Source organism: Mesorhizobium monacense, from assembly GCF_056781675.1.
Genome location: NZ_JBXAYW010000001.1, coordinates 261,911 through 285,176, shown reverse-complemented (window position 1 = coordinate 285,176; position 23,266 = coordinate 261,911). Strand labels below are relative to the sequence as shown.

21 protein-coding genes and 3 pseudogenes are annotated in these 23,266 nt (G+C 61.9%); 11 read left to right on the top strand and 13 right to left on the bottom strand.

Annotated elements, in window-relative coordinates; translation table 11 throughout:
* Positions 1-29: 29 nt before the first annotated feature.
* The 3 genes and pseudogenes from AC1RUK_RS34405 to AC1RUK_RS34395 all read left to right on the top strand — a co-directional run.
* Positions 30-356, top strand: coding sequence for an antibiotic biosynthesis monooxygenase family protein (locus AC1RUK_RS34405; RefSeq protein WP_481840433.1), 327 nt, complete (start codon positions 30-32; stop codon positions 354-356).
* Between the two features lie 67 nt (positions 357-423).
* Entirely contained in the window at positions 424-1,344 is a 921-nt protein-coding gene (locus AC1RUK_RS34400; RefSeq protein ID WP_481840432.1) for a complex I NDUFA9 subunit family protein, read from the top strand.
* Positions 1,345-1,371: 27 nt separating this feature from the next.
* A pseudogene (locus tag AC1RUK_RS34395) lies at positions 1,372-1,867 on the top strand (Mu transposase domain-containing protein); the annotation flags it as partial.
* 234 nt (positions 1,868-2,101) lie between these two features.
* Here the strand turns inward: AC1RUK_RS34395 and AC1RUK_RS34390 are convergent.
* Positions 2,102-2,239, bottom strand: coding sequence for a hypothetical protein (locus AC1RUK_RS34390; RefSeq protein WP_481840580.1), 138 nt, complete (start codon positions 2,237-2,239; stop codon positions 2,102-2,104).
* Here AC1RUK_RS34390 and AC1RUK_RS34385 point away from each other — a divergent pair.
* Both AC1RUK_RS34385 and AC1RUK_RS34380 read left to right on the top strand, forming a co-directional pair.
* Positions 2,189-3,175, top strand: a complete 987-nt coding sequence (locus tag AC1RUK_RS34385) for an IS110 family RNA-guided transposase (RefSeq protein ID WP_481840577.1) — start codon at positions 2,189-2,191, stop codon at positions 3,173-3,175. The genes AC1RUK_RS34390 and AC1RUK_RS34385 overlap by 51 nt on opposite strands.
* Positions 3,176-3,739: 564 nt before the next feature.
* A complete protein-coding gene (locus AC1RUK_RS34380; protein WP_481840431.1) occupies positions 3,740-3,973 on the top strand; it encodes an RNA-binding protein in 234 nt (77 codons plus the stop codon).
* Here the strand turns inward: AC1RUK_RS34380 and AC1RUK_RS34375 are convergent.
* A complete protein-coding gene (locus tag AC1RUK_RS34375) occupies positions 3,963-4,808 on the bottom strand; it encodes a hypothetical protein (protein WP_481840430.1) in 846 nt (281 codons plus the stop codon). The two genes, AC1RUK_RS34380 and AC1RUK_RS34375, sit on opposite strands and share 11 nt — an antisense overlap.
* A gap of 64 nt (positions 4,809-4,872) precedes the next feature.
* Here AC1RUK_RS34375 and AC1RUK_RS34370 point away from each other — a divergent pair, with 64 nt between their 5' ends.
* The 4 genes and pseudogenes from AC1RUK_RS34370 to AC1RUK_RS34355 all read left to right on the top strand — a co-directional run.
* Entirely contained in the window at positions 4,873-5,358 is a 486-nt protein-coding gene (locus tag AC1RUK_RS34370) for a hypothetical protein (protein ID WP_481840429.1), read from the top strand.
* 49 nt (positions 5,359-5,407) lie between these two features.
* Entirely contained in the window at positions 5,408-6,292 is an 885-nt protein-coding gene (locus tag AC1RUK_RS34365; RefSeq protein WP_481840428.1) for an IS1 family transposase, read from the top strand.
* 82 nt (positions 6,293-6,374) lie between these two features.
* Complete coding sequence (locus AC1RUK_RS34360) at positions 6,375-7,043, top strand: PIN domain-containing protein (protein WP_481840427.1); 669 nt, start codon at positions 6,375-6,377, stop codon at positions 7,041-7,043.
* A gap of 157 nt (positions 7,044-7,200) precedes the next feature.
* Positions 7,201-8,367 (top strand): annotated as a pseudogene (locus AC1RUK_RS34355) (adenylate/guanylate cyclase domain-containing protein); the annotation flags it as partial.
* Positions 8,368-9,277: 910 nt separating this feature from the next.
* On the opposite strand, the gene AC1RUK_RS34350 reads toward AC1RUK_RS34355, so the two are convergent.
* The 6 genes from AC1RUK_RS34350 to AC1RUK_RS34325 all read right to left on the bottom strand — a co-directional run bounded on the left by AC1RUK_RS34350 (position 9,278) and on the right by AC1RUK_RS34325 (position 17,213).
* Positions 9,278-11,989 carry a CoA-binding protein gene (locus AC1RUK_RS34350; RefSeq protein WP_481840426.1) on the bottom strand — a complete coding sequence of 904 codons (2,712 nt, stop codon included), beginning with the start codon at positions 11,987-11,989 and terminating at the stop codon, positions 9,278-9,280.
* 12 nt (positions 11,990-12,001) lie between these two features.
* Positions 12,002-13,285 carry an ATP citrate lyase citrate-binding domain-containing protein gene (locus AC1RUK_RS34345; RefSeq protein WP_481840425.1) on the bottom strand — a complete coding sequence of 428 codons (1,284 nt, stop codon included), beginning with the start codon at positions 13,283-13,285 and terminating at the stop codon, positions 12,002-12,004.
* Between the two features lie 194 nt (positions 13,286-13,479).
* Entirely contained in the window at positions 13,480-14,256 is a 777-nt protein-coding gene (locus AC1RUK_RS34340; RefSeq protein WP_481840424.1) for an ABC transporter permease, read from the bottom strand.
* Complete coding sequence (locus AC1RUK_RS34335) at positions 14,240-15,070, bottom strand: ABC transporter ATP-binding protein (protein ID WP_481840423.1); 831 nt, start codon at positions 15,068-15,070, stop codon at positions 14,240-14,242. The genes AC1RUK_RS34340 and AC1RUK_RS34335 overlap by 17 nt, the downstream gene beginning before the upstream one ends.
* 13 nt (positions 15,071-15,083) lie before the next feature.
* Positions 15,084-16,085: an ABC transporter substrate-binding protein gene (locus AC1RUK_RS34330; protein WP_481840422.1), complete on the bottom strand. Its 1,002-nt coding sequence runs from the start codon at positions 16,083-16,085 to the stop codon at positions 15,084-15,086.
* 45 nt (positions 16,086-16,130) lie between these two features.
* Positions 16,131-17,213 (bottom strand): 4-oxalomesaconate tautomerase, encoded by a 1,083-nt coding sequence (locus AC1RUK_RS34325; protein WP_481840421.1) that lies wholly within the window; start codon positions 17,211-17,213, stop codon positions 16,131-16,133.
* A gap of 104 nt (positions 17,214-17,317) precedes the next feature.
* On the opposite strand from AC1RUK_RS34325, the gene AC1RUK_RS34320 reads away from it, so the two are divergent.
* Entirely contained in the window at positions 17,318-18,238 is a 921-nt protein-coding gene (locus AC1RUK_RS34320) for a LysR family transcriptional regulator (RefSeq protein ID WP_481840420.1), read from the top strand.
* Positions 18,239-19,017: 779 nt separating this feature from the next.
* Here the strand turns inward: AC1RUK_RS34320 and AC1RUK_RS34315 are convergent.
* Positions 19,018-20,052, bottom strand: a complete 1,035-nt coding sequence (locus AC1RUK_RS34315; protein WP_481840419.1) for an S-adenosylmethionine:tRNA ribosyltransferase-isomerase — start codon at positions 20,050-20,052, stop codon at positions 19,018-19,020.
* Complete coding sequence (locus tag AC1RUK_RS34310) at positions 20,049-20,771, bottom strand: SDR family NAD(P)-dependent oxidoreductase (RefSeq protein WP_481840418.1); 723 nt, start codon at positions 20,769-20,771, stop codon at positions 20,049-20,051. The genes AC1RUK_RS34315 and AC1RUK_RS34310 overlap by 4 nt, the downstream gene beginning before the upstream one ends.
* Before the next feature lie 86 nt (positions 20,772-20,857).
* Here AC1RUK_RS34310 and soxR point away from each other — a divergent pair, with 86 nt between their 5' ends.
* Positions 20,858-21,292, top strand: a complete 435-nt coding sequence (soxR, locus tag AC1RUK_RS34305) for a redox-sensitive transcriptional activator SoxR (protein ID WP_481840417.1) — start codon at positions 20,858-20,860, stop codon at positions 21,290-21,292.
* Between the two features lie 81 nt (positions 21,293-21,373).
* Here soxR and AC1RUK_RS34300 read toward each other — a convergent pair.
* The 3 genes and pseudogenes from AC1RUK_RS34300 to AC1RUK_RS34290 all read right to left on the bottom strand — a co-directional run bounded on the left by AC1RUK_RS34300 (position 21,374) and on the right by AC1RUK_RS34290 (position 23,164).
* Positions 21,374-21,741: pseudogene (locus AC1RUK_RS34300) on the bottom strand ((R)-mandelonitrile lyase).
* Between the two features lie 363 nt (positions 21,742-22,104).
* On the bottom strand, positions 22,105-22,758 hold the full coding sequence (locus tag AC1RUK_RS34295; RefSeq protein ID WP_481840576.1) for an MBL fold metallo-hydrolase: 654 nt from the start codon (positions 22,756-22,758) through the stop codon (positions 22,105-22,107).
* The gene (locus AC1RUK_RS34290) at positions 22,667-23,164 is read right to left on the bottom strand and encodes a twin-arginine translocation signal domain-containing protein (protein ID WP_481840579.1); all 498 of its coding nucleotides are present in this window, start codon (positions 23,162-23,164) and stop codon (positions 22,667-22,669) included. Before AC1RUK_RS34290 ends, AC1RUK_RS34295 begins: the two co-directional genes overlap by 92 nt.
* Positions 23,165-23,266: the final 102 nt, after the last annotated feature.

Below are 23,266 nucleotides of genomic sequence, written 5' to 3'. Positions count from 1 at the left end.
AATCCATTGCCAATCAAGTGAGGTCGTTTATGCCACACATCGGAACCGACAATCAGCCCGTCACCCAAATCACCATCGTCGATTCTGAACCGGACAAGCAGGCCGAGGCATTGTCCGTCATGACCGAGCGAGCGCGCTTTATGGCGCGCCAGCCTGGGTTCATCTCAATCAGCCTGCATCGCAGCCTCGACGGGCGGCGCATCGTCAACTACGTCCAATGGCAGAATCGCGATCTCTTGCGATCGGCTCATCAATCGCCGGAATTCCGCAAGGAGTGGGGTCACTTCGACCAGTTGACGGACGAGATCGATCCCAATCTGTACGAGGTGGCCCAGGTGATAGATAGTGGTCAGTAGGCGTGCTGTTCACGTGACCTGAACCGCCGGGTCGAGACGGCTGACGTGAGCTGACAAAGTCTAAGCCATGGCTGCCATGAACCATCGCGTCGTCACCGTTTTCGGCGGAACCGGCTTTCTCGGCCGCCGCGTCGTTCGGCATCTCTGCAAGCGCGGGTTTTCCGTTCGGATTGCATCAAGGCATCCGGATCGGGGGCGCAGGCTGTTCGTTCTTGACGATCCGCAACTACAATCGGTCGCGGCCAACATTCACGATGAGCGGTCGGTCGCCGATGCCCTTGCCGGTGCTTTCGGTGTGGTAAATGCGGTCAGTCTCTACGTCGAGCACGCACAGGAGACGTTTCATTCCGTGCACGTCAAGTCTGCCCAACGTGTAGCAGCTCAAGCACACCTAGCCGGAACCGAACGGCTCGTTCACGTTTCAGGTATCGGCTCCGACGCTGCCTCGCCCTCGCTCTATATCCGCAAGCGTGGCGAAGGCGAACTGGCGGTCCGGGCCGCGTTTGCAGACGCCACACTCATCCGCCCCGCAGTGATGTTCGGACCGGACGACGCGTTCCTCACCACCATCCTCAAGCTGCTCGGCCGGCTTCCAATCTATCCGATGTTCGGCCGCGGCCTGACGAGATTGCAGCCGGCCTATGTGGAAGATGTGGCGGAGGCGATCGCAAGGGCGCTGCAGGGTACGGAAACGCATCCGATCACATTCGAGTGCGGCGGCCCTCGCGTCTACTCTTACGAGGAATTTCTCAGAGTTGTTGCGCACGAAGCCGGTCTTAAGCCCAAACTGATTCCAATCCCATTTGCCGCTTGGCACGCGCTGGCTTGGTTCGCCGAAATGCTCCCGAGCCCGCCCGTCACTCGGAATCAAGTGGAACTGATGCAGGTCGACACCGTGTCATCGCCGCAGATGCCCGGATTTGGAGACCTTGGAATTTCGCCGTACTCGGTCGAGGAAATGCTCCAGGAGATATTGTGGGATCACTGATCAAAGAGCTTCTTCGGCTAATGCGCTCCCACCAAGGGTTACGACAAGGGCAAGGTCGAGGGCATGGTGAAGTATGCCCGCTCGAACTTCATGACGCCGATACCGGCGGCGGCGAGCGTCGATGATCTCAATGCCAGGCTGGACCAGCGATGCCGGGCACGGCAGGCGGAAAGAGCCGGTCGTCATGCCGGGACGATCGGCGAGTGGCTTGTCGCCGATCTTGAAGCGTTGAGGAAACTGCCTGCCGTAGCGCTGGAGCCATGCCAGAAGCGTGCTGCCCGCGTCTCGTCGACGGCGCTGGTTATCGCGGCAACGACTACTCGGTTCCGAAGCCATGGGGGTGATGGTGAAGGGGTTCGTGGATCAGGTGGTCATCCTGTGCGGCGGCGAGGCGATTGCCCGGCATCAGCGCTCCCGTGGTCCGGGCGCGTTCGTCTTCGATCCGCTGCATTATCTGCCGCTGATCGAGACGAAGCCGAACGCGCTCGATCGGGCAGCACCCTTGAAGGACTGGGATGTGCCCGGGGGCGGCGCTTCCCGACCTCTTACTTTGTGACAAACGATTGTGGCTTGGACAATTTGTTGTCTGGCTGCCTCCGGAGTCTTGCCGGCAGAATTGCGCGCTTCTTTTAACGTTGTAACGTGCGTTGAAGTTCGATGATAGAAGTGGGTAGATGGGGTATTCGGCTTGCGCCCCTTCTTCAACGGTGATGCGAGAAGGTGCTGCGCTTCGAGCTGATGATAGAACGTGGTCTGTTCAAACAGCCACAAGCATCAGGAAAGGAAGCGCAGCATGAAGCACTTTATCGGCCTCGATGTCGCGGTGAAAGAGACCGCGGTTTGCATTGTCGATGAATCCGGCAGGATCTGCCGCGAGGTGAAGGTCGTCAGCCACTCCGACGATCTCCTCGCCGTCCTGAAGGATCCTGCCTTGAACATTGAACGGGTCGGTCTCGAGGCCGGGCCCTTGTCGCAATGGCTTTTTGAGGGGCTGGCGTGCGCCGGGTTGCCGGTCATCTGCATCGAGACGCGTCATGTGAAAGCGTTCCTGAAGGCGCAGCCGAACAAGACGGATCGCAATGACGCGCGCGGCATCGCGCAGATGATGCGGGTCAACCTGTACCGCCCGGTGCATGTGAAGACACTCACGAGCCAGAAGCGGCGGGCACTCTTGACGGCCCGCAAGCTGCTGCAGGGAAAGGCGATCGCCATCGAGAACGACATCCGCGGTCTTCTGCGCAACTTCGGCCTCAAGGTCGGTGTTGTGGGAACGGTGAAGTTCGAGGAGCGGATTTGCGAGCTCGTCGAAGGCATGCCCGATCTCGAAGAGATCATGGAGCCGCTGCTGGCCGCCCGGCGGAAGCTGCGTGCCGAATTTGCTCGCCTGCACAAAAAAGTGCTCACGATCGCCAGGAATGATGCGACATGCCGGCGCTTGATGACGGTTCCCGGTGTCGGCCCCATGGTGGCGCTCGCCTATGCCGCGACAATCGACATTCCGCAGCGGTTCAGAAGCTCCAAGGCGGTGGGGCCTATCCTGGGACTGACGCCGAAGCTCAACGAGTCCGGGGAAAGCAAGCGCGTTGGATGCATATCCCTGTGTGGGGACGGCATGATGCGGACGTTGCTCTATGAGGCTGCCCAAACGCTGATGACTCGCGTGACGAAATGGTCGTGGCTCAAGGCCTGGGCGATGAACGTCGCCAAGCGGCGCGGGATGCGCAAAGCAATTGTCGCGCTCGCACGTCGCCTGGGAGTTGTCATGCATCGCATGTGGCTGGACGGCACCGAGTTCCGCTGGACGCGGGAAACCATGGCGTCAGCCATCTGATCCAGAAGGCTGGGAAGGAGAGAGACAGAGAGTTCCGCTCGCTGGCGGACGGACGTCCTTCGCAGGACGATGGATGAGGCGAGTTCGCTGAGACACTCGTACCGATTGCAACATGCGATCAAGACGCTTGGTAGATTGTGCCGCCTCATTCTCCTGACCCCATACTGGGAGGGCGAAACGCCGATCCCGGAGAGAAGCAAGGCCCTGCGAAAGACGTCAAAACGCCGGAGACACGGAAAAGCTCGATAGCGCTTGACCTCAACACGCCGAATAGAGAAGTGTCTCAGTTTGAAATATGCGGAAACGCCTATCGCGTTTGATCCCCTAGGCGAAAGCGCCTATGCTTAGCGGAAAGCATAGGAGGCGTCATGACCAAGCTGACAAGCGCCACTGATATGGCCCGGTCAGTCGGTGTTGATCCGAAAGCGTTTCGACAGGCATTGCAAAACGCGCAGTTCCCCTGGCAGCACCAGCTCAACGATGATTGGAACGTGGAACTCGATAGCGCAGAGCATTCATCAATGCGGACTGTGCTAGTAACCCTCCTAAAGCGAAAGAAGCCCGATGCCGACCGGACCCAAAGGCCAGAAGCGACCCGCCGACGTGATCGGTAACGCCGTCCGCGTCATGCGCATCGCCACTGGCGATGAAACCGACGACGTGCAGGACGACGGCAAAGACCCTGCCGCCAAAGAGCTTGGCTCGAAGGGCGGCAAGAAGCGCGCCGCCAACATGACGCCAGAACGGCGCGCCGAGATCGCCAAGAAGGCGGCAGCGAAGCGGTGGGCTAAGACTTAGCTGGCAGTTTCTTCTGCTGCTGCTTGAGCCTCTTTTCGACATTCCTTATAGGCTCTGCGATAGGCAAATTTTCCGGCAAGGTTGCCCCGCTCGCTCGCATTGTGCTGCGCACATCTTGGGCAATTTTTTTGTTTTTGGCGATGACATTGTATTCGCCCTTGATGCCCTCCTTTTGAAGCACTTCCGCAGCCATGTTCATCTGAAATTCGTTGGCCGACAATTCGAGCGGGCCAGCGAAATCAAAGGGATTGTCATCTCGGTTCAAACCCTTCCGCGCCATCACGTCGCGGCGCGGCATCCCGTATAGACCTTGATATCGCGCGTCATGAAAGAGCGGCTGTTTCTTGCTGCTGACGCCAGCACCTTGCGCGACACCGCTAACCACACGAAACGCATCCTTTACCCGCTGCCGTAGGCGTACCCGCTTTTCGTCAGCGCTAAGCGCGTCTTCCTGCTCCATGCGATGGGTCTGGACGACAAAATAGGCTTGAGCGCCTGCTATTTCCGGTTTGCTAGGATCGCCGTTCATCGCAATGAGGCGACAGGCACCGCGTGAGAGGAAATAGTCGTCGCCTCGCTTTTGCGCACCGCCACCGACTTCCATCAACTTGTGCGTCAACACAATTTGATGTGAGGGATTTATCCCGTTAGCGGACATGGCACTGCGAGCCCGGTCGATGACTGCTTCAAACTCGCGCCATGTCGGGTAACCAAGCAAGATATTGATGTCCCTTGCCATCCAGAAGTCTATTCCTTGTGCCGATTGGCGCTTAATAGCCTCCAATCGCTCGATTGTGTGTGTGTAGGACGGGTTAAGCTCAATCTCTTGCGGCATCAGAATCTCCTTGCGCACAACGCGTCCCATCACATACCATGCATCACATACAGGAGTCGATACCATGAGTGAGCGCAAGAAAATCGAAGATCGCCTTCGCAAGAAGGAGCAGGAAATTGGGGTGCTGGAGGAAAAGCTAAAAAACACAAAGGTCTACATCCAGGCACTCCGCGACATTTTAAAGATGCTTGGTTCTGAAGGGGACGACGCGGAAGATGCAGAAGCCACCCTGCGGTCTGGCAGTGCCGTTGATCAGGCGCGGCGCGTTATTCTCGATAGAGGAACCCCTGCGCATATAGATGATATTCTTGCAGCGCTGGGCAAGGACGTCACGCGGGAGACAAAGGCATCTCTGACAAGTTCGCTGGCAGCATACGTGCGCCGCAACGAGATTTTCACTCGTCCAGCGCCCAACACGTTCGGCTTGGTTGAGCTAGGTCATTCCGCCGACAGCACGGAAGTCCAAGAGCCGCCGGCGGAATTTGGTCAGGCATCAAAATCAGAGTTTCAAGGCGGCGGTTTTGATGATGACGAGGAAAGACCTTTCTAGATGACATTATATGCTTGACACTAAGCATAAAAGTTCACATATTAGGGGCATGAACAAGCTGCCACTCAAGACCCGCGTCCAAATCCTCACCATGCTTTGCGAGGGTTCGAGCATGCGCTCGATCTCTCGCGTTGCCGACGTGTCGATCAACACGGTTTCGAAGCTGCTTGTCGATGCCGGCAAGTTCTGCGCCGATCTGCACGACCGCGAAGTTCGCAACGTGAAGTCGCAGCGTGTTCAATGCGATGAAATCTGGTCTTTCGTCGGCGCGAAGGCGAAGAACGTTTCGGCCATGAAGCAGCCGGTTGACGGCGCTGGCGACGTATGGACTTGGACCGCTCTCGACAGCGACAGCAAGCTTATCATTTCCTGGCTGGTCGGCGGTCGCGACGGCGAGTATGCGCTGGCCTTCATGGACGACGTAAAGGACCGCCTTGCCAATCGCGTCCAGCTTACGACCGACGGCCATCGCGCCTATCTTAATGCGGTCGAGGAAGCCTTTGGAGCGGACATCGATTACGCGATGCTCATCAAGCAGTACGGCGAGCCGGAAGGCAAGAAGACCTCGCCAGAGCGCCGCTATAGCCCCGCCGTCTGCACTGGCGCGACCAAGACGCGGATTGAAGGCAACCCCGACCCGATGCATGTCAGCACGTCGCATATCGAGCGCGCCAACCTCACCATGCGCATGGCCAATCGCCGCTTCACGCGCCTCACCAATGCGTTCTCAAAGAAGTTCGAAAACCATGTCCACATGGTTGCCCTGTACACCGTCTGGTACAACTTCATTCGTATTCACAAAACGCTGAAAATGACCCCGGCAATGGCCGCTGGCGTGTCGCAGACGCTCTGGTCAATGGACGACCTTTGCGAGAAGATGGACGTCATTGCACCTAGGCCGGGCAAGCGCGGACCTTACAAAAAGAAGGCCTAAAAAAGGAAAACCCCAGACACCGGGGCGCTGGGGTGGTCGCGCTGAGAACAGCGCAACGATGTGCGCGTAAGGTAATCGAGGCTTGGGTAAAAATCAAGAACCGCCTGAAGGAAAACGTGCCGCGCTGTATGTGGACGGCTTTAACCTCTACCATCCAATTCATGAACGAAACGAGCCGTTCTTGAAATGGGCCAGCCTTTGGAAGCTTGGTGAAATCTTCTGCCGGCCCAAAGGATTGGAGCTAGTAAAGGTCTGTTTCTGCACGGCAGTTCCGCAGGATGACATAGGCAAGCGCGACCGCCACAACACGTTCAACGCGGCTCAATTGGCATGCGGTGTGACCATCCACAAGGGCCATCACGTCATCGACGACACCGGGAAGCGCTCGGAAAAGCAATCCGACATCAACCTGGCCCTATCCCTAATGATGGACGCCGAAGACAACGTTTTTGATTGGGCATTTTTGCTAAGCGCCGATTCGGATCAAGGCGCTACCGCGCGCTTTTTCTCAGAACGCCACCCTGCTAAGGCTTTGATTGGAGTAGCGCCTTTTACGAAAGCGGTGCCGGATAAGGTAATCCCTTACTGCATTTCGCATTTCGTGATGACGCTGGACCACATTGAGGAGGCAGTGATGCCGGCTTTTGTCGAAGGCCTTACGGGCAAGCTAATTCGCCGTCCAGCCGAATATGAGCGGCCCAAAGCATGGGTCCACCCCGACGACCGCCCTAAGAAAAAAGCGAAGGCCTAAATTTCAAACTGAGACACTACCGTTCATCGCAACCGGCAGCTTTGCGCTCAAAAGCCGAAATTGGTCCTACGCTCCAAGTGGCTTCAAGACACTGCTTCGACTATCAAGGTGGACGGGTGGTCGTAAGCTCGTGCTATCCTGCTCCGACGTGAGGGCGATGAACGAGAAGAGAAAAATCGCCGCGATTCTGGTCGCGGACGTCGTCGGCTACAGCCGGCTGGCGGGCGCGGATGAAGATCGCACCCTGGCCCGGCTTCGGGCGCTTCGAAGCGACTTAATCGATCCGGCCATCGCGGTGCACCATGGTCGCACCGTCAAGCGCACCGGTGATGGAACCCTCGTGGAATTTCGAAGCGTTGTCGATGCCGTCCGTTGCGCCATCGAAGTGCAGAGCGGCATGGTCGAGCGCAACGCCGGCCTTTCGCCTGGGCGGCGCATCGAGTTCCGGGTCGGCATTCATCTGGGCGACATCGTTGAGGAGAGCGACGGCGATCTAATGGGCGACGGTGTAAACATCGCTGCTCGGCTTGAAGGCATTTGCGATGTCGGCGGGGTTTGCGTGTCGGAAGATGCCTATCGACAAGTGCGCGACAAGATCACGGAACAGTTCATCGATCTTGGCGAGCAAACTCTCAAGAACATTGCCAGGCCGATGCGCGCCTACGCGGTGAGGTTAGGTGGCAATTCGACAAAAGCGGATGCCGTGCCTGAAGCGCTATCGAGTTGATTGATTCTACCTGACAAGCCCTCGATCGCCGTCCTGCCATTTCAGAACATGAGCGGAGACCCGGAGCAGGAATACTTCGCCGACGGCGTGGTCGAGGACATCATCACTGGACTGTCGCGGATCAGATGGCTGTTCGTGATCGCTCGCAATTCGAGCTTCGTCTACAAGGGCAAGGCAGTCGACGTGCGACAGGTCGGTCGAGAGCTTGGGGTGCGCTATGTTCTGGAAGGAGGAGTGCGCAAAGCTGGACACCGAGTGCGAATCACGGCGCAGCTTGTTGAGGCTGAAACGCGTGCGCATCTATGGGCTGACAAATACGACGGCGCACTCGAGAACATTTTCGATCTACAAGATCAGATCACAGAACAGGTCGTCGGGATCGTCGAACCGAGCTTACAGCGCACAGAGATTGAACGCTCCCGACGCAAGCGCCCCGAAAGTCTTGATGCCTACGATTTGTATCTCAGGGCGCTGCCGCATGTCGCGGCCCAGATGCCCCAGGAGGCTAAAATTGCCCTGTCATTCCTAAAGAAGGCGGTTCTATTAGACGCTGATTATGCCGCCGTCCATGCGCTGATCGCGTGGTGCCACGAGTTGTGCTTCACGCGCGCGGGTTTCGGCGAAGATGATAAAACAGCCGCATTGTTCCACTCGCATGCCACGATCGCCAGCAGCACTGATGACGCTACGGCATTAGCAATCGCGGGATTTGTGATGTCAATGCTCGCCAAGAACGGGAGCGGAGATCACGAAGCCGCGCTCGGCGCGATTGAGCGTGCTCTCTCCCTCAATCCGTCATCCGCCACGGCGCTTTATTTGGGCGCACAAGCGCACGCATTGGCCGGCCATGCCGAAACGGCAACTGCCTTCGCCCACCGCGCGCTTCGATTGAGCCCATTTGATCCGCTAGCATTCGAAGCTCATATGGCACTTGGCGAGGCGGCACTCTTGGAAGAGCGCCACGAGAATGCGGCTTCATGCTTCGCGATGGCAGCGCGAACCAACACCAATTTCAGCACGGCCTATCTATTTCAGGCAATTGCGCTGGCATTGGCAGGACGCAAGGAGGAAGCGCAGCCATGTGTGCGCCGCGGTTTGGAACTTGAACCGGGCTTCCGCATCCGATTGTTCTTCGAACATGGCTTGGCCCCCGCGCTTGCAGCCAGATTGGTTGAAGGTTCACGCTTGCTAGGCTTGGTCGAATAGCGTCGCTAAGCCCACGAGAGCGTTTGCGCAGAAGCCGACGCGCAAAGATGACCGCTTTGCGCCGCATGTCGGTCGTTGAGGTCTCCTTCATCGTATCCAGAAAGCAGACATTCGGCTCAGGCTGCATGATGTCCGGGTTTGACCCAAGCCGGACATCCATTCGGGCGAAGCAAATGACCGCTAAGGGTGTGGGTTCCGGTCATTCTTAAAGTCAAAGCCAAGGCCGGTGTGGGATCAGCTCAGTATTCGCGGCGGCATCGCGATGGTGCGGACCGCGGGCTGGTGGCGGGCGGGGTCGCCATCAGACCACGAAGCCGCAGGCGGGCGGGGGGGTGCGGGTGTCCATGTTGCGGCCGCGGTTCAGGTGGTCGTCGATCTCGGCGGCCGCGCCGATCATGCGACCGTATAGGAAGACGGTGAAGGCCGCGGTCTCCAGGTCGCGCTCGGTCAGGGTGCCGGACTTGAAGTCCTTCCACAGCAGCGCAAGCAGCAGCGCCGCTATTACCGCGTCAACGTTGACGCAGAAAACGTAAGGCGAGGCCCCCTGATCGTGGAGTGCCTGGACGAGCTCGCGGTAGAAGGCGTGGAAGACGTTGTACTTTCCTTGCCGCGCCATGAATTCTGCGATGAAGCGCTCGCGCGGATCGTGGTTGACGGGCTTGCCTTTGAAGACCGGGTGGTGGACGCCGGGGAGCGCGCGGACCTCAGTGCCGAGTTCCTTGGCCTGGGCCTTCTCGCGGCGGTACGTGCGCGCGAACGCCGTCGCCATCGCCTTCAGGTCGAGGCCGTGGGCTGGGTCGGAGGGGTCGGTCAGCCCGGCGTCCTTGAATTGCTCGAGCAGGAAGGCCATGCCCTCGAAGCCGTTGCCGCCGTGGCTGTAGCCGGTATGGGTAAGGAAGCCGACCATCGCCTTGTTGATCTGCACGCGCGCGGGCGTCTGTGGCCCGTCCGCCGAGACCGCGCCCTTGGCACCCTGAGCCGAGATCGACCCAGGGCCGTTCGAAATCAGGAGCCCGACGAGCATCTGCAGCGGCAGCGCCTCCTCGAGGGTGGGCTTCTTTCCAGTCATGGCGAGGAAGCAGAGGTCGGCCATCGTCCATTGCCCAAAGCGCTCGTCGCGGGGGATGCCCCATAGCGAGCCCGACCGGTGGTGCTCGCCGGGGATCGTCGCGCCAACCATGACGCCATAGAGCCGCAGGTACCAGGGCAGTGTCTCGGCGGTAAGGCGCGAGATGCGCTTGCGCACCAGCGGCCCCCAGGCGATTGTCGTGGCGATGGCCGCGAGAATTGCGTCCCGCGACAACCGGCCGCCGAGGCCTCCAAGGAACTTCAGGAACGCCGACCTGCCGCCGCGAGCCGCGATCGCTGCGAGCATCGCCTCTGGACGCGGGTCGGCGGCCTCGGCCTCGGTGGCCAGGAACAGCGCCCGGGTGGCGTCGTCACAGACAATCCCCGAGGCGTCGAATTCCTCGTCGCGCCCGTCCCTAAGGCCCGAATGGGCGAAGAGCCCGATGAGCGCCCGGGTGCAGCCGAGCGCCCGCTCCACGCGCTTCGGCCCGACGATGGCGGCGGCGGCTGCCATCACCGCATTCGGAGCATTGCCGGCCTCCCGCGCCGCGTCGGCGGCGACGAGGATCGGGTCGCCGACGAGGTTGACCTCGGCTGCGACCGCGACGTCGAGCATCGCTCGGTCGTTCTCGGTGGCGATTTCGTGCACGAGCGGCAGGGCGAAGGTCGCCTCCAGCGGCTCAAGCGCGAGATCGAGCACTGAATGGCCGTGCACGCTCGTCACCTGGGTTTTCGGGTCCATGACCGACGCGCCGGACTTGTCCTTCATGTTCTGCCGCGCGACCACCGCCCCGACCTGGGCGCCGAGCGCGACGATCTGGCCGGCGTAGGGCTCGGGCGCGGTGACGGCCGGCATGGCGAGTTCGGGCGGCAGCCGCAGGCCCTGGTCGTTGGCGACCCAGGGCTTTAGCGCGAGGTCCCCACGCGGCGCGAAGTCGGGCGCGGCGCCGTTGAGCGCCATCACCGCGGTGAGGGCGGCGGGGATGTCGGCGATGTTGGTGACGACGGCGCCCTTCGCGGACACGACCGGGTTCTCGGGCGTGAAGAGGCCAGGCACGCCGAAGGCCTCCATGAACCAGCGCTCCTTGTCCTCGGCGCTGTCGCCCGAGCCGGCCATAGCGCCGGCATGCCCGACGGCACGGGTCAGCTTCGACTTCCAGCGGCCGACGACGCAGGCGACGACGGGCTTCGTCCAGTCGATGCCCTGCTCGTAGTAGCCGCCGGGTTCGGCATAGAGCACCGCCGCCTTGGAACGGTCGTCGTTGCCGAAGGCGTGGGCGAAGTCGGGCGCGGCGTAGTGGATGTAGACGTCCTTGCCGGAGGAGACGAGCGTCGTCGTGCCCCAGCCCGCAGTGCCGAGATACTGGGCGATCGTCGTGGTGAAGCCGCCGGAGTTCGAGAAGATCGCAACCGAGCCTTTGAGCAGCGACTCCTCTGGCTTGTCGCCGCCGAGCGCGCCGCCGATGCGCACGCGGTTCCACGAATTGGCGACGCCGAGGCAGTTGCCGCCGATGATGTCGATGCCGTTCGCCTGAGCCATCGCCCGAATCTCGCGGGCGTCGTGCACGGAGATCTTCTCGGTGATGATGACGATCTTGCGCAAGCCCGGGTTCACCCGCACGAGCTCGGCCACGCCGTCGCGCACGCCCGACGGCGGCAGGTAGACGACGCCGGTGTCGAAGGCGTGGCCGGCGTCGAGCCCCTCGCGCACGTTGTTGTAGACCGGGATGTCGCCCGCGGGCGTCTTCAGCACGTGCCCGCCGCGGCCGGGCGAGGTGCCGAAGACCACGTTGCCGCCGGAGAAGGCGTGGCTGGTCGGCGTGACCGTGCGCGACTCGCCGCCGAGGATGTTGAGTACGCAGACCCGGTCGTCGCGGGTCGCGATATCGGCCAGTGACCGGAGGCCGAGGAAATAGGGAAAGCCTTCGATGCCCTTGTGATACATGTCCGTCCTCCTTCAGGCCGCCGCGGCCTTGAGCCCCAGGGTAGCGGCGATCTCGTCGCGGCCGCCGGAGCGCATCCACGTGTCGACGCGCTTGGCGTAGTTCACGACCTCGGAGATCGCGCTGTCGAAGCCGAAGAAGCGGTAGGGCAGGCCGAGGGACTCCAGCGTCTCGGCGAGGTTGCCCATACCGCGCACCAGGTTCGGACCGCCGCGTCCTACGACGACGTAGAGCGGCGTCGGCCCGTGCGCGGCGAAATATTCGCGCAGCGCGTCGCCCATGCCGCGGAAGGTCTCGAGGATGTCGGTGTTGTTCGACTTGCCGCCGATGATGAAGAGCACGTTGGTCTGGGCGAGGAAGTGCCGGTAGCAGATCGAGGCCACCGCCTTCATCTTCTCGTAGGGCGGGTTGCCGCCGAAGTCCGACGAGATAATCGCCGCCTCGCCCAGCACCTCGGTGACGAGGCTGTTGGCGCCGCCGCCGAAGGTCGGGGCAAGGATGGTGCCGCTCTCGTTCATCACGAAGACGTCCGACTGGCCCTGGTGGGTGCGGAGTTGGTTCACCTCCTGCTCGAAGGCAGAGATGTCTGCCGCGAACAGCTGGACCGGCAGCCCGAGCCGACCCACGCGCGGATCGTCGCGGTCGAAGCCGCACTTGAAGTCGCAGGCCACCGGCGTCAACCGCCCGTCGCGCCCGGGACGCATGCGGATCGGGTTCAACTCCAACGTCGTCATACCGTAGTGGTGCATCAGCTCCCAGAGCTTCGGCAGGTGCTGCACCAGCGGCGAGATGATCTCCCGCGGCGCGCCAATGTCCGTCAGCGCGTTCGCCACCACGAAGGCCTTGAGCCCCGTGAGCGCCTCGAAGGGCATGGTGGCGATGTCGGACTTATCGAGATCCTCGATTTCCACGCCGCCGCGGTGGGTCAGCGTCATGGTCGGCGCGCGGAAATGCGTGTCGTCGGTGATGGCGAAATAGACCTCGTGCTCGGCGGGAATACCGGCCTCGAAGGTCACGCCGTTCGCCTTGGCGAAGGCGTTGCCATGGCGGTGCTCGGCGAAGTAGAGCCGCTCCTTTTCGGCGAGCGCGGTCTTGAGGTCCCGCGCCTTGCCGATTAATCCCGCCTTGCCCTTCTTGCCGACGCCGCCCCGGAAGACCGGCTTGACGAAGATCAGGCCGTGGCGGGCGATCAGGTCCTGGATCGCGTCTTCGCCAGCGTCGGGCCCGTGCACCTCGGACGCGGGGAAGTCGACGTGGCCGAGCAGCCTCGACCCATAAAGCATGCCGTTGAGGTGCATAGTCGTTCTCCCCAATTACCGAGGCGTGGTTCGGTCGTTTGACCTGATGGGCACTCAATTTACGAATTTGCCGAGGTCGATGGAGCGATCACGTTAGGCTCAGACGCTCGCGGCAACAAGCGCCCGGCTAGCCTCAGTTCCGTCGTCACCTTGGTCGCCGGCCGGCATCATTGCCGACCGGCCGTCGGCACCCGTCAGGTGGCCCGGCCCTCGGTCGAATGCGGGCTCCACTTGATCAGACGGGCCTCGGCGATGTCGAGGATGCGGTCGATGATCAGCACGAACATCGCGAGGATCATTATGCCGGCGAAGACGCCGACCGCATCGAAGTTGCCTTCTGCCTGGGCAATCAGATAGCCAAGGCCGGCGGAGGCGCCAAGGTATTCGCCGATGATCGCGCCGACTACCGCGAAGCCGACCGAGGTGCGCAGCGACGATAGGATCCAGCTGGCCGCGGCCGGGAAGTAGACGTGGGTCAGCAGGCTTGAGCGCTTGGCGCCGAGGATCCGCGCGTTCGCCAGCACCACCGGGTTGACTTCCCGCACGCCCTGCATGGCGTTGAAGAAGGTGATGAAGAACACCAGCGTCACCGATAGCGCCACCTTCGACCACAGCCCGAGGCCGAGCCAGAGCACAAAGATTGGAGCGAGCACCACGCGGGGGATGGCGTTCAGCGCCTTTATGAACGGGTCGAGGATGCGATAGGCGCCACGGCTAAGCCCTAGCCAGACGCCGGCCGCCACGCCGAGGGCGGTACCAATCACGTATCCGAGCACCGTCTCGGTGAGCGTGATCGAGACGTGCCTGTAGAAGCCTGGGTCGATGATCCAGGCCACGATCTGCTTCATGATGTCGAAGGGGGCAGGGAAGAAGAAGACATCGATCACTCCAGCTTCCACGCCGAGCTGCCACCCGCCGACAATGACGACCAGCAGTCCCAGCTGGATCATGCGTTCAGTCATGGCGTTCATAGCTTTTCTCCACTTCGCCGCGCAGGGACGACCAGATATTGCGGTAAAGATCCATGAAGCGCGGATCGAGCTTGATTTCCGCGACGTCGCGCGGTCGGGCGAGATCGACGGGGAAGCTGTCGATCACGTGACTGCGCGGCCCCGCAGCGAGGACGACCACGCGGTCGCCGAGCGCGATCGCCTCTTCGAGATCGTGGGTGATCATCACCACCGCGCGGCGCTCCTCCTGCCAGAGCGCGAGCAGCTCGTTCTGCATCAGGTGGCGGGTGTGGATGTCGAGCGCCGAGAAGGGCTCGTCCATCAGGATCACCTTCGGGCCGGTAATCAACGCCTGCGCCATCTGAACACGCTTGCGCTGGCCGCCCGAAAGCTGGTGCGGGTAGCGATGCTCGAAGCCTTTCAAGCCCACCTTGGCGAGCCATTTCATGGACTGTTCGCGCCTTTCGCCTGCGCTTGTACCCTTGAACATCGGTCCGAGCTCGACATTTTCGAGTGCCGTCTTCCACGGAAGGAGCGCATCCTGCTGGAAAAGATAGCCGATGTTGTTCTGGACGCCATGCACCGGCGCTCCGTCGATCGAGACAGTGCCGCTCGCCGGCTTCAGAAGTCCGGCGATGGCGTTGAGGATGGTACTCTTGCCGCACCCCGTCGGACCGACGATGGCCAGAAACTCGCCATCCGCAACAGTCAGGTTGACATTCTGGACGGCGATGAAGGAGCCAAAGGACATGGTGACCGAATTGATCGACACCATCGGCCTTGGTTTGTCCGGGCTCATCATCGTTGTTGCCAACTTCACTACGGCCAGTGCCATGACTTCCTCCTTGTCAGTTGGCGACGTCGCGCGGCGCCTTGCTAACGAAGTCGTTCGTGTAGGTCTTGGAAAGGTCGATTTCAGCCGCCGCGACCTTTTCGTTGAAGCTTTTCAGAACCGCGAGTGGGGTTTTGACGTTCTCCTCGCTGATGAGGCCATCCGTCGAGAAGATCGCCTTGGCGTTTTCGACGGCCCTGATGTAGGTCTCGCGGTCGCCGGAGATGAATTCCTTTGGCAGTTTTTCGACGATTTCTTCGGCCGAATGGCTGTCCATCCATTCGAGCGCCTTTACCGTTGCGTTGGTGACCTTCTGGACCGTTTCCGGATTGGCGTCGATGTAGTCCTGGGTGGCGTAGAGAACCGACGTCGGATAGATGCCGCCGTAGATTTCCTTGGCACCTTCGTCGCTGCGTGCGTCAATCAGGATCTTGCCCACGCCCTTTGCTTCGATGAAAGTGGCCGCCGGGTCGTAGTTGACGAGCAGGTCGACCTTGCCCTGTTCGAGGGCTGCGACAGCAGCAGAGCCGGAGCCGACGCCGATCAGCGACACGTCGTCGGCCGACAGGCCGTTCCGCTGCAGATAGTAGCGGACAAAGAAGTCGGACGAGGAACCAGGCGATGTGATGCCGATTTTCGCGCCTTTGATCGTTTCCGGCTTAGACGGGTCGAAGGTGCTATCCTTGCCGCCGGCCAGAACGAGGCCCGAATTGCGGGCGAGCTGGATGAATGCGACGACCGCCTTGTTCTGCGACTGCATCTGGATCGTGTGATCGTAAAAGCCAACGGCGATATCCGTCGAGCCAGCCACAAGCGCCTGAAGGGTCTTCGAGCCACCCGACGCGAAGTTCTCGACGGTGATCTCCAGACCCTCCTTCTCATAAAGGCCGAGGCCGGCTGCGACCGGGAAAGGCAGGTTGTTGAGGTTGTAGGAACCGACGCTGATGCGCACGGGTTCCGCCAGGGCGGAGCCTGCAAAGGCAACGGTTGCCGCAAGGGCAAGCATGAGCTTACGCATGATTTTCCTCCAGGTTATGTGGCGCCCTCCCGGCGGCCACGGTCATTATGCCGCGCAGACGAACTGCGCGACAGGTTTTGCGAACACATGTCCTTCGAATAGGCGGCGGGCGGTGCGCAGGATGCTCGCGACGATCTTGCCGTTCCTGTCCTGAAGCTTGACATCGAGATGGCCGCTCGGGTGCTCGATCGACAGGACCACCGGTGGTTTGCGAGTGCCGATCAAGCGGGATCCCACCGTATTTTCGGTGATGCAGGCCATCGCAATCCCAACAGCACCTGTCGTGGCAAGCGAGGGATGGCACTCGTGCGGCATGAAATAGCGCACATTGATGTCGCCGTCTGCCCTTGGCCGGGAAATCAGCACCGGCTTCGGTGTCACCTGGTTGCTGACATCACCCATACCCATTCGCTCACCGGCGGCGATGCGCAGGCTCTCGAGCCGTTCCAACAGCGCCTTGTTTCCGTTGAGTTCGGCGGCGGTCTCGAATCCGCTGACGCCGATGGCCTCAGCCTCGAGGAGTATCATTGGCATGGCGCAGTCGATGCAAGTGACGCTGACGCCGTCGATGACCTCGTTCGGTTTGCCTGTGGGAAATAGCTGGCCCGTGCGGGCGCCTGCGGCATCCATGAACGTAAGCGCAATCGGCGCCGCGCTGCCTGGAACGCCGTCGATCGCCGCGTCGCCGAGATAGGAGACGCTACCGTTGGGCGTCGGGACTTCTGCCTCGATCAGCTTTCCGGTGTTGACGTTGTGAATCCGGATGAGCGTCGTAGGACCCTGCACCGGCACAAGCCCCGCTTCGATGGCGAAGGGGCCGACGGCCGCAAGCATGTTGCCGCAGTTGGGGGAGATGTCGACGATCTGCTGGTCGACGCGCACCTGTGCGAAAAGATAATCGACGTCCGCGCCCTTGATGCTTGCGGGCCCCACGATGGCCACCTTGCTTGTGACCGGATTGCCGCCGCCAATGCCGTCGATCTGCAGCGGATGCCCTGACCCCATGACCGAGAGCAGAATCTGGTCACGAAAGGCTGGATCGGACGGTAGATCGGAGGCGAGGAAGAAGGGCCCCTTGGACGTGCCGCCGCGCATCAGAGCGCACGGAATGCGGATCAGATCGTTCATCGTGCGACATCCTCCCTTTCATGCGCTCCGTGGTTCAATCATCTTGTTTGTTACGCGAATCCGATTAATATGAGAAATGCTAAAATCGGAGCTTTTGATGCGTTATGAACATCAACTGTGAAATCCTGGACCTCCGCGCCTTTCTACTCGTCGTGGAGCTCGCGAGCTTCCACCGCGCAGCGGAGTCGCTCAATCTCTCGCAGCCGGCGCTGAGTCGTCGCATTCAGAAACTCGAAGGCTCCATCGGCGCCCCCCTCTTGGAGCGGACGACGCGCCATGTGGCGCCCACCGCCGTCGGCGGGGAACTGGTCCCGCTGGTGCGCCGGATGCTGGAGGAGTTTGACGGTTCGCTCTTCGCCTTCCGCGAGCTGGGGGAGCGGCGAGGCGGTCTTGTCACCATCGCCTGCTTGCCGACGGCGGCTTATTACTTCCTGCCCTCAGTGATCCGGCAGTTCGATGCGCAGTACCCCAACATCCGCTTCCGGATTCTCGACCTTCCGGCGACCGACGGGCTTCAGGCGGTCGCGCGCGGGGAGGTCGAATTCGGGGTCAACATCATGGGTTCGTCCGATCCCGACCTGACCTTCGATCGTCTGATCGAGGACCCCTTCGTTCTCGCCGCACGAAAGGAGCATCCGCTGGCATCAAGGGATGTCCTGACCTGGCAGGATCTCGTCCCCTACCAGCTCATCACCGTCCATCGGTCGAGCGCGAACCGGATCCTCTTGGATGCCGCGCTGACGAAGTCGAACCTCGCGCTGCGCTGGTCCTATGAAGTGACGCATCTCTCGACGTCACTCGGTCTGGTCGAAGCCGGTCTCGGGATATCGGTCCTGCCGCGCATGGCGACCCCGCAGGGCGACCATCCGTTCCTGGTCACAAGGCCCATCCGCGATCCCGAAATCTCGCGCACGATCGGGGTCGTGCGTCGACGCGGCGCATCGCTCTCGCCGCCCGCCGAGAGGTTCATGCGGATGCTGATTGAAACCTGGGGTGAAGCTTCAACGCCTCGAATGGCAACCTGAATACAGCATTTGGCGGATGCAGCCTGCGGATCGACAATTCGCCTGCGGAAACCGGCTGACGAGTGAGGCGACCCCTGGCACTGGGTCGTCGCTTAGAGAGTACCTGAGGGATGTGCCCCTGGCCGCGCGTCGGAAGAATTTCGCGAGGCAGCCATGACAGTGGGCCGCAAGCTGGGATATGCCATGTACTACAAGGAAGTAGGCAGGAGTCTGACACCGGAGCACACCGGAGCACTATATCTGGACCGCCCCGGTTCACCTGACCAATTCAATGGCAAGGCCGCTCGGGGATTACCTAGCCCGCATGCTCCTCAACCAGACGATAGGGATGCGCCGTAACATCAAAGATTATGGACGGCGGTTCGCCTACAAGTCTGGATACAAAGAAGCAGACGCGCTCCAAACCCGCAACGTCAGCTATCGCTATGATTTTTGGCTTTCCGGCCTAGAATGCACACCTCGGCTTCTGGCGCTCCCTGCTCGTTCGCCGAACGAAATCAGATCACCGTTTGTTCTCCATTAGCGTTGTTTGGCGTACTTTCAACGCGATGCCCTCTAGTCACTCCAGTTTCCAGTTTGGGTCAAAGCGGTGAATTCCGCTGGGAGAAAATTTGGGCCTGGAACGTCCGACTACGGGTCAATTCCGACTCTTGGTCCACTGCAACATAGCTCCGCTTCCTCGCGCGCCGAGCGCCCGAAATGCCACCGATCCTGCCGACATCATAGCACGCCTCGAGTAGAGCCTTCGTCTCGAGCACCTCGGCCCGGTTCTGTTCGCGTTATAGCAGCAGCGGTTGGCGATTGAGCAGCATGGAATCGCCGAATTCATGCGTGTGGTATCGGTACGCGGTGAAGGCTGCGGAGGCCTTGGCGAGCAGAGCATCGTCGGCAAAGGCGCGCAGGAGCTCGAAATGGCTTTCGCCGGGCTGGTGGACGCCTGTGAGAACCGCGTCGACCACGCGAAGCAGCGTGCCTCGCGCGATGCGCCCTGTCGCAATGCCATTTCCGGCACGCACACTGCTATCGGGATTGGCGGCGGCCTCGAGCGCGCGCACTACGCTCGTGCCGATCGCGACGATGCGGCTGCCGCGGACCTTCGCCCGCGCGACCTGCGCCCCGGTGCGCTCAGGGATGCGGTACGGCTCGTCGAAGGGAAGGCGCAAGTCGAGCGCGCGATCGCCGGTGGAAGAGACGCCCGCGGCATGCGTGAGTGTTGCGAAGCCGACGTCGCGCCGACGCCAGGCTTGAAGCGTGATCCAGTCAAGCGCAAAGCCTGCCGATGGCGCCTCGAACGCGACCGGCCCGGCGGCAATCTTCGTCCAAACATCCCACAGTGCCAACGGCTCGGGAACATGCGCGTATTGGATCGGCCGGCCGTGCTGCGCCAGTCCTGCAAGCACCGCTGCGGGGTTGCCTGGGAAGTGCAACTCGAGAAGGCGAGGATGGTCGAGAAGGCGCTCGACGACGGCTTCAAGCGGGCCGAGCCGGAGGCGATCGCCTGGTGACAGCGGAGGCGGAGGCAGCCGGTCTTCCGTGCGCGTGCGGTGATCGCCCGCGCCGAAGGCAATCGCCACGAAGTGGGTTGGATCGGGAAGTGACAGCCAGCCTGCCAGGCGGATCTCGATCGCCTCGTCGCTGGGGACATGCGTGCCGTGCAAGCTGGCAGGCAGGGTCGCGGCGTCATTGGCGACGACCAGGTCGCCGGGATCGAATAGCGTCGCAAGTCCAGCGCGCGGCAGGTCACTCATCGTGCCGTTCGCCTCTATGACCAACAGCCTGGCGGAGCGCCGATCGGGACGGTCGGCGGCAATCATCCATGCGCCCCGGCGAGAAGCGTTGCGCGGACGGGCAACGCGTCGAGCATCTTTTCGATGATCTCGGCAGCAGCCAGTTCGGGGCGCTTCAAGGTCGCCGGATCGGCATCAGGGACCGCGAGCGCATGCAGCGGGGTGTCCATATCGCCAGGGTCGAGCGCGAGGAGCCGTATGCCGTCAGCCTTCGCCTCCTCGTCCCAAATCGCCGTCAGATGGGCAAGAGCGGCCTTGCTCGCGCCATACGCGCCCCAGCCGGGATAGGCGCTCACCGCCGCGTCGCTGGAGATGTTGATCACCAGCGCGCCACGGCCCCCGCGTGCGGACGCGGCAAGCGCACCGAACAGGGCTTTCGTTAGCCGGAACGCGCCGACGACGTTGACCGCGAGAGCCACTTCCAGCTCCTCGCACTCGGTGTCGGCAAGGAGCGCCAGAGGGACAGGGCCGAGGCTCGAAGCATTGTTGATCAGGACATTGACTCCGCCGAGGCTGGCAGTGACCTGCAACGCGATCGGGTAGATGTCGTCCTTCTTGCCTACGTCACCGACAATGCCGTGCGCGCCCGTCTCGTCAGCGATGCGTTCGACATTCGCGGCGGTGCGGGCGACGAAGGCGACACACGCATTCATCGCGGTAAGCTGCCGCACAAGCGCCAGTCCCAGGCCGGACGTGCCGCCCGTGACCGCTACGCGAAGTCCCTGAAAATCGATATTCGTCTGCATTGCCGGTGCTCCTTCAATCCCTACGGCCCGTTGCTACAAGTTCAAGTCAACTTGAAGTCAAGTGGGAATTGTGCTTTCGTTCATGCATGGATTCCATGCTGACCATCACCGACGTGTCGCGGCGCAGCGGCGTCGCCTCATCGGCCCTGCGTTTCTACGAGGAGCGCGGGCTGATCGCGTCCGAGCGGGCGGGCTCGGGACACAGACGCTATCCGCGATCCGTGCTGCGCCGGATCGCCTTCATCGTCTTCGCGCAGCGCATTGGGCTGACGCTCGAGGAGATCGGCGCCGAGCTTGCCAAGTTGCCGGCCGATCGCGTGCCGTCGCGTCGGGATTGGTCGCGGTTATCGGGCCAGTGGACCAAGCGCATTGACCAGCGCATCGCCGAGTTGCAGCGCCTGAGGTCCGGGCTTACCGAGTGCATCGGTTGCGGCTGCCTGTCGATCAACCGGTGTAGCCTTGCGAACCCTGCCGATATGGCAGGACGCAAGGGGCCGGGGCCGAGGTATTGGCTGGGGTGAGTTGGCAGCTGCCTGTCACTACTGTAGAGCTCGACACCGCAAGACTTCGCCAAGTGCGAGACGCTGCGGCCCCGGAAACGTTCAGCGGCGGTATTGTTCGTCGCTGACTTTCTCCATCCACTCGACGGCCTTGCCATCAAGGGATTCCCGAATAGCGATATGCGACATTGCCGTAGTGGGGGTCACGCCATGCCAATGCTTCACGCCAGGCGGAACCCGGCCGCATGTCCACCTTCGCTGGCCACCAGCCGAGGCCGGTCGTGACGATCAGAGTCTGACCGAGCGGGTTGGTGTGCCAGGCGGTGCGGGCGCCCGGCTCGAACGTGAAACTGGCGTTCGCGGACGCGTGCGGGCTCAGGGGCCTGGAAGAGCGGGTCGATCCGCACGGCGCCGGTAAAATATTCGGCCGGCGGGGCAAGGGGACAAATCGGAGGGGAATCACCCGCCAGAGGCAAAGCCGAAAGGGGCGACGCGGATCCGCGTCGATCCTGCACGATGAGCGGCCGCGGCCGCGCGAGGAAGGACGGGGAGACCGATTTTCCCCTTGCAGGGGAGAGGGGGCCGATCCGCCCTTTCCCCCTTCTTTCACGAATGGCCCGGCTGCGGGCCGCGCGCCATTACCGGACGCCACCGGCAGCGTAGCGTTTTACTAAGCCGCACCCGACCGGGCTTCGCAACCCTGGCCAGCTATCGCCCGGTCGGGTGCTCGCGTCGGAGCCCGCAGAGCCTGACTGTCGCATTTCTAATTTGCTGGTGGGCTCGCATCTCACGCTTTGACACACACGCGTCGCTTCAAGCGCTGACTTCTGCCGCTACAGTTCATAGACCCATTCGGCCGGCACGAAGCGATAGGCTTGGCCGTCGCGCGCGACATGTCCGAAACCGGGGAATGGCAAATGCATCCCGGCGATCAGCATCCGGTCGGCAGCGACCCGGTCGAGCGTCCGCTTGCGCGTTTCGGCGGCCAGTTTGGAATCGACATCGAACGCAATGCTCCAGTCCGGGCGGGCGAACTGATAGGTCGCCATATGCACGACATCGCCCCAGATGAACAGCGCCTCGCCGTCCGATTCGACGATGAAGCCGGCATGGCCGGGCGTGTGGCCGGGCAACGGCACGGTGCGGATCGAGCCGACCGCCTCGCGCTCACCGTCCACTTGCCGCATGCGGTCCGCATAAGCGGCGGCAGCCTTGCGTGCCCCGATGAAGAACGGCTTCGCCTCGTCCGGCGCCTGGTTCATGTTCGCGTCGTCGTGCCAGAAGGCGTAGTCGGCGGCGGTGACGACGAGCTCGGCATTGGGAAATAGCGCCTCTCCGGCGGAGGTCAGCACGCCGTTGATATGGTCGGGATGCATGTGGGTGATCAGCAAGGTGTCAACCTGGTCGGGAGCAACGCCGGCAGCCTGCAAAGCCGCGGGAAGACGGCCGAGCGCCGGCCCCTTGCTTTCCGACATACCGGCGTCGATGAGTACCAGCCGGTCGCCGAGATTGACGAGATAGGCATTGACCGGGGTGCGGCGACGCCGGCCCCTTGCTTTCCGACATACCGGCGTCGATGAGTACCAGCCGGTCGCCGAGATTGACGAGATAGGCATTGACCGGGGTGCGGCGCGGTCCGGGCTTGTTAAAGCTGGCCTCCGCCAGGCGCTCCGCTTCGGCGTCGACGAGCCCGATGAAAAGCTCCGATTTGATGTCGATATAGCCGTCCAGCAGCGCCGTGACCTCGATCGAACCCACCTTCCGGCGCAGCGCGCCGACGGTGGGAGCATTAGCCAGCGGCGCGCGGGCCAGTGCCGGAACGGAGGCGCCGGCTAGAAGGGCGCCGCCGGCCAGGCCGGCACTGGCGAGAAAATTGCGGCGGGAAAGCGTCATGGCAACATCTCCGGTTGGGGATCGTAGAGGCTCCGGGACAGAGCAAGACGGGTCTACTTCGTAGGTTCAGCTTTTTGAACTTGCCGGCTTCTTATATCGGCT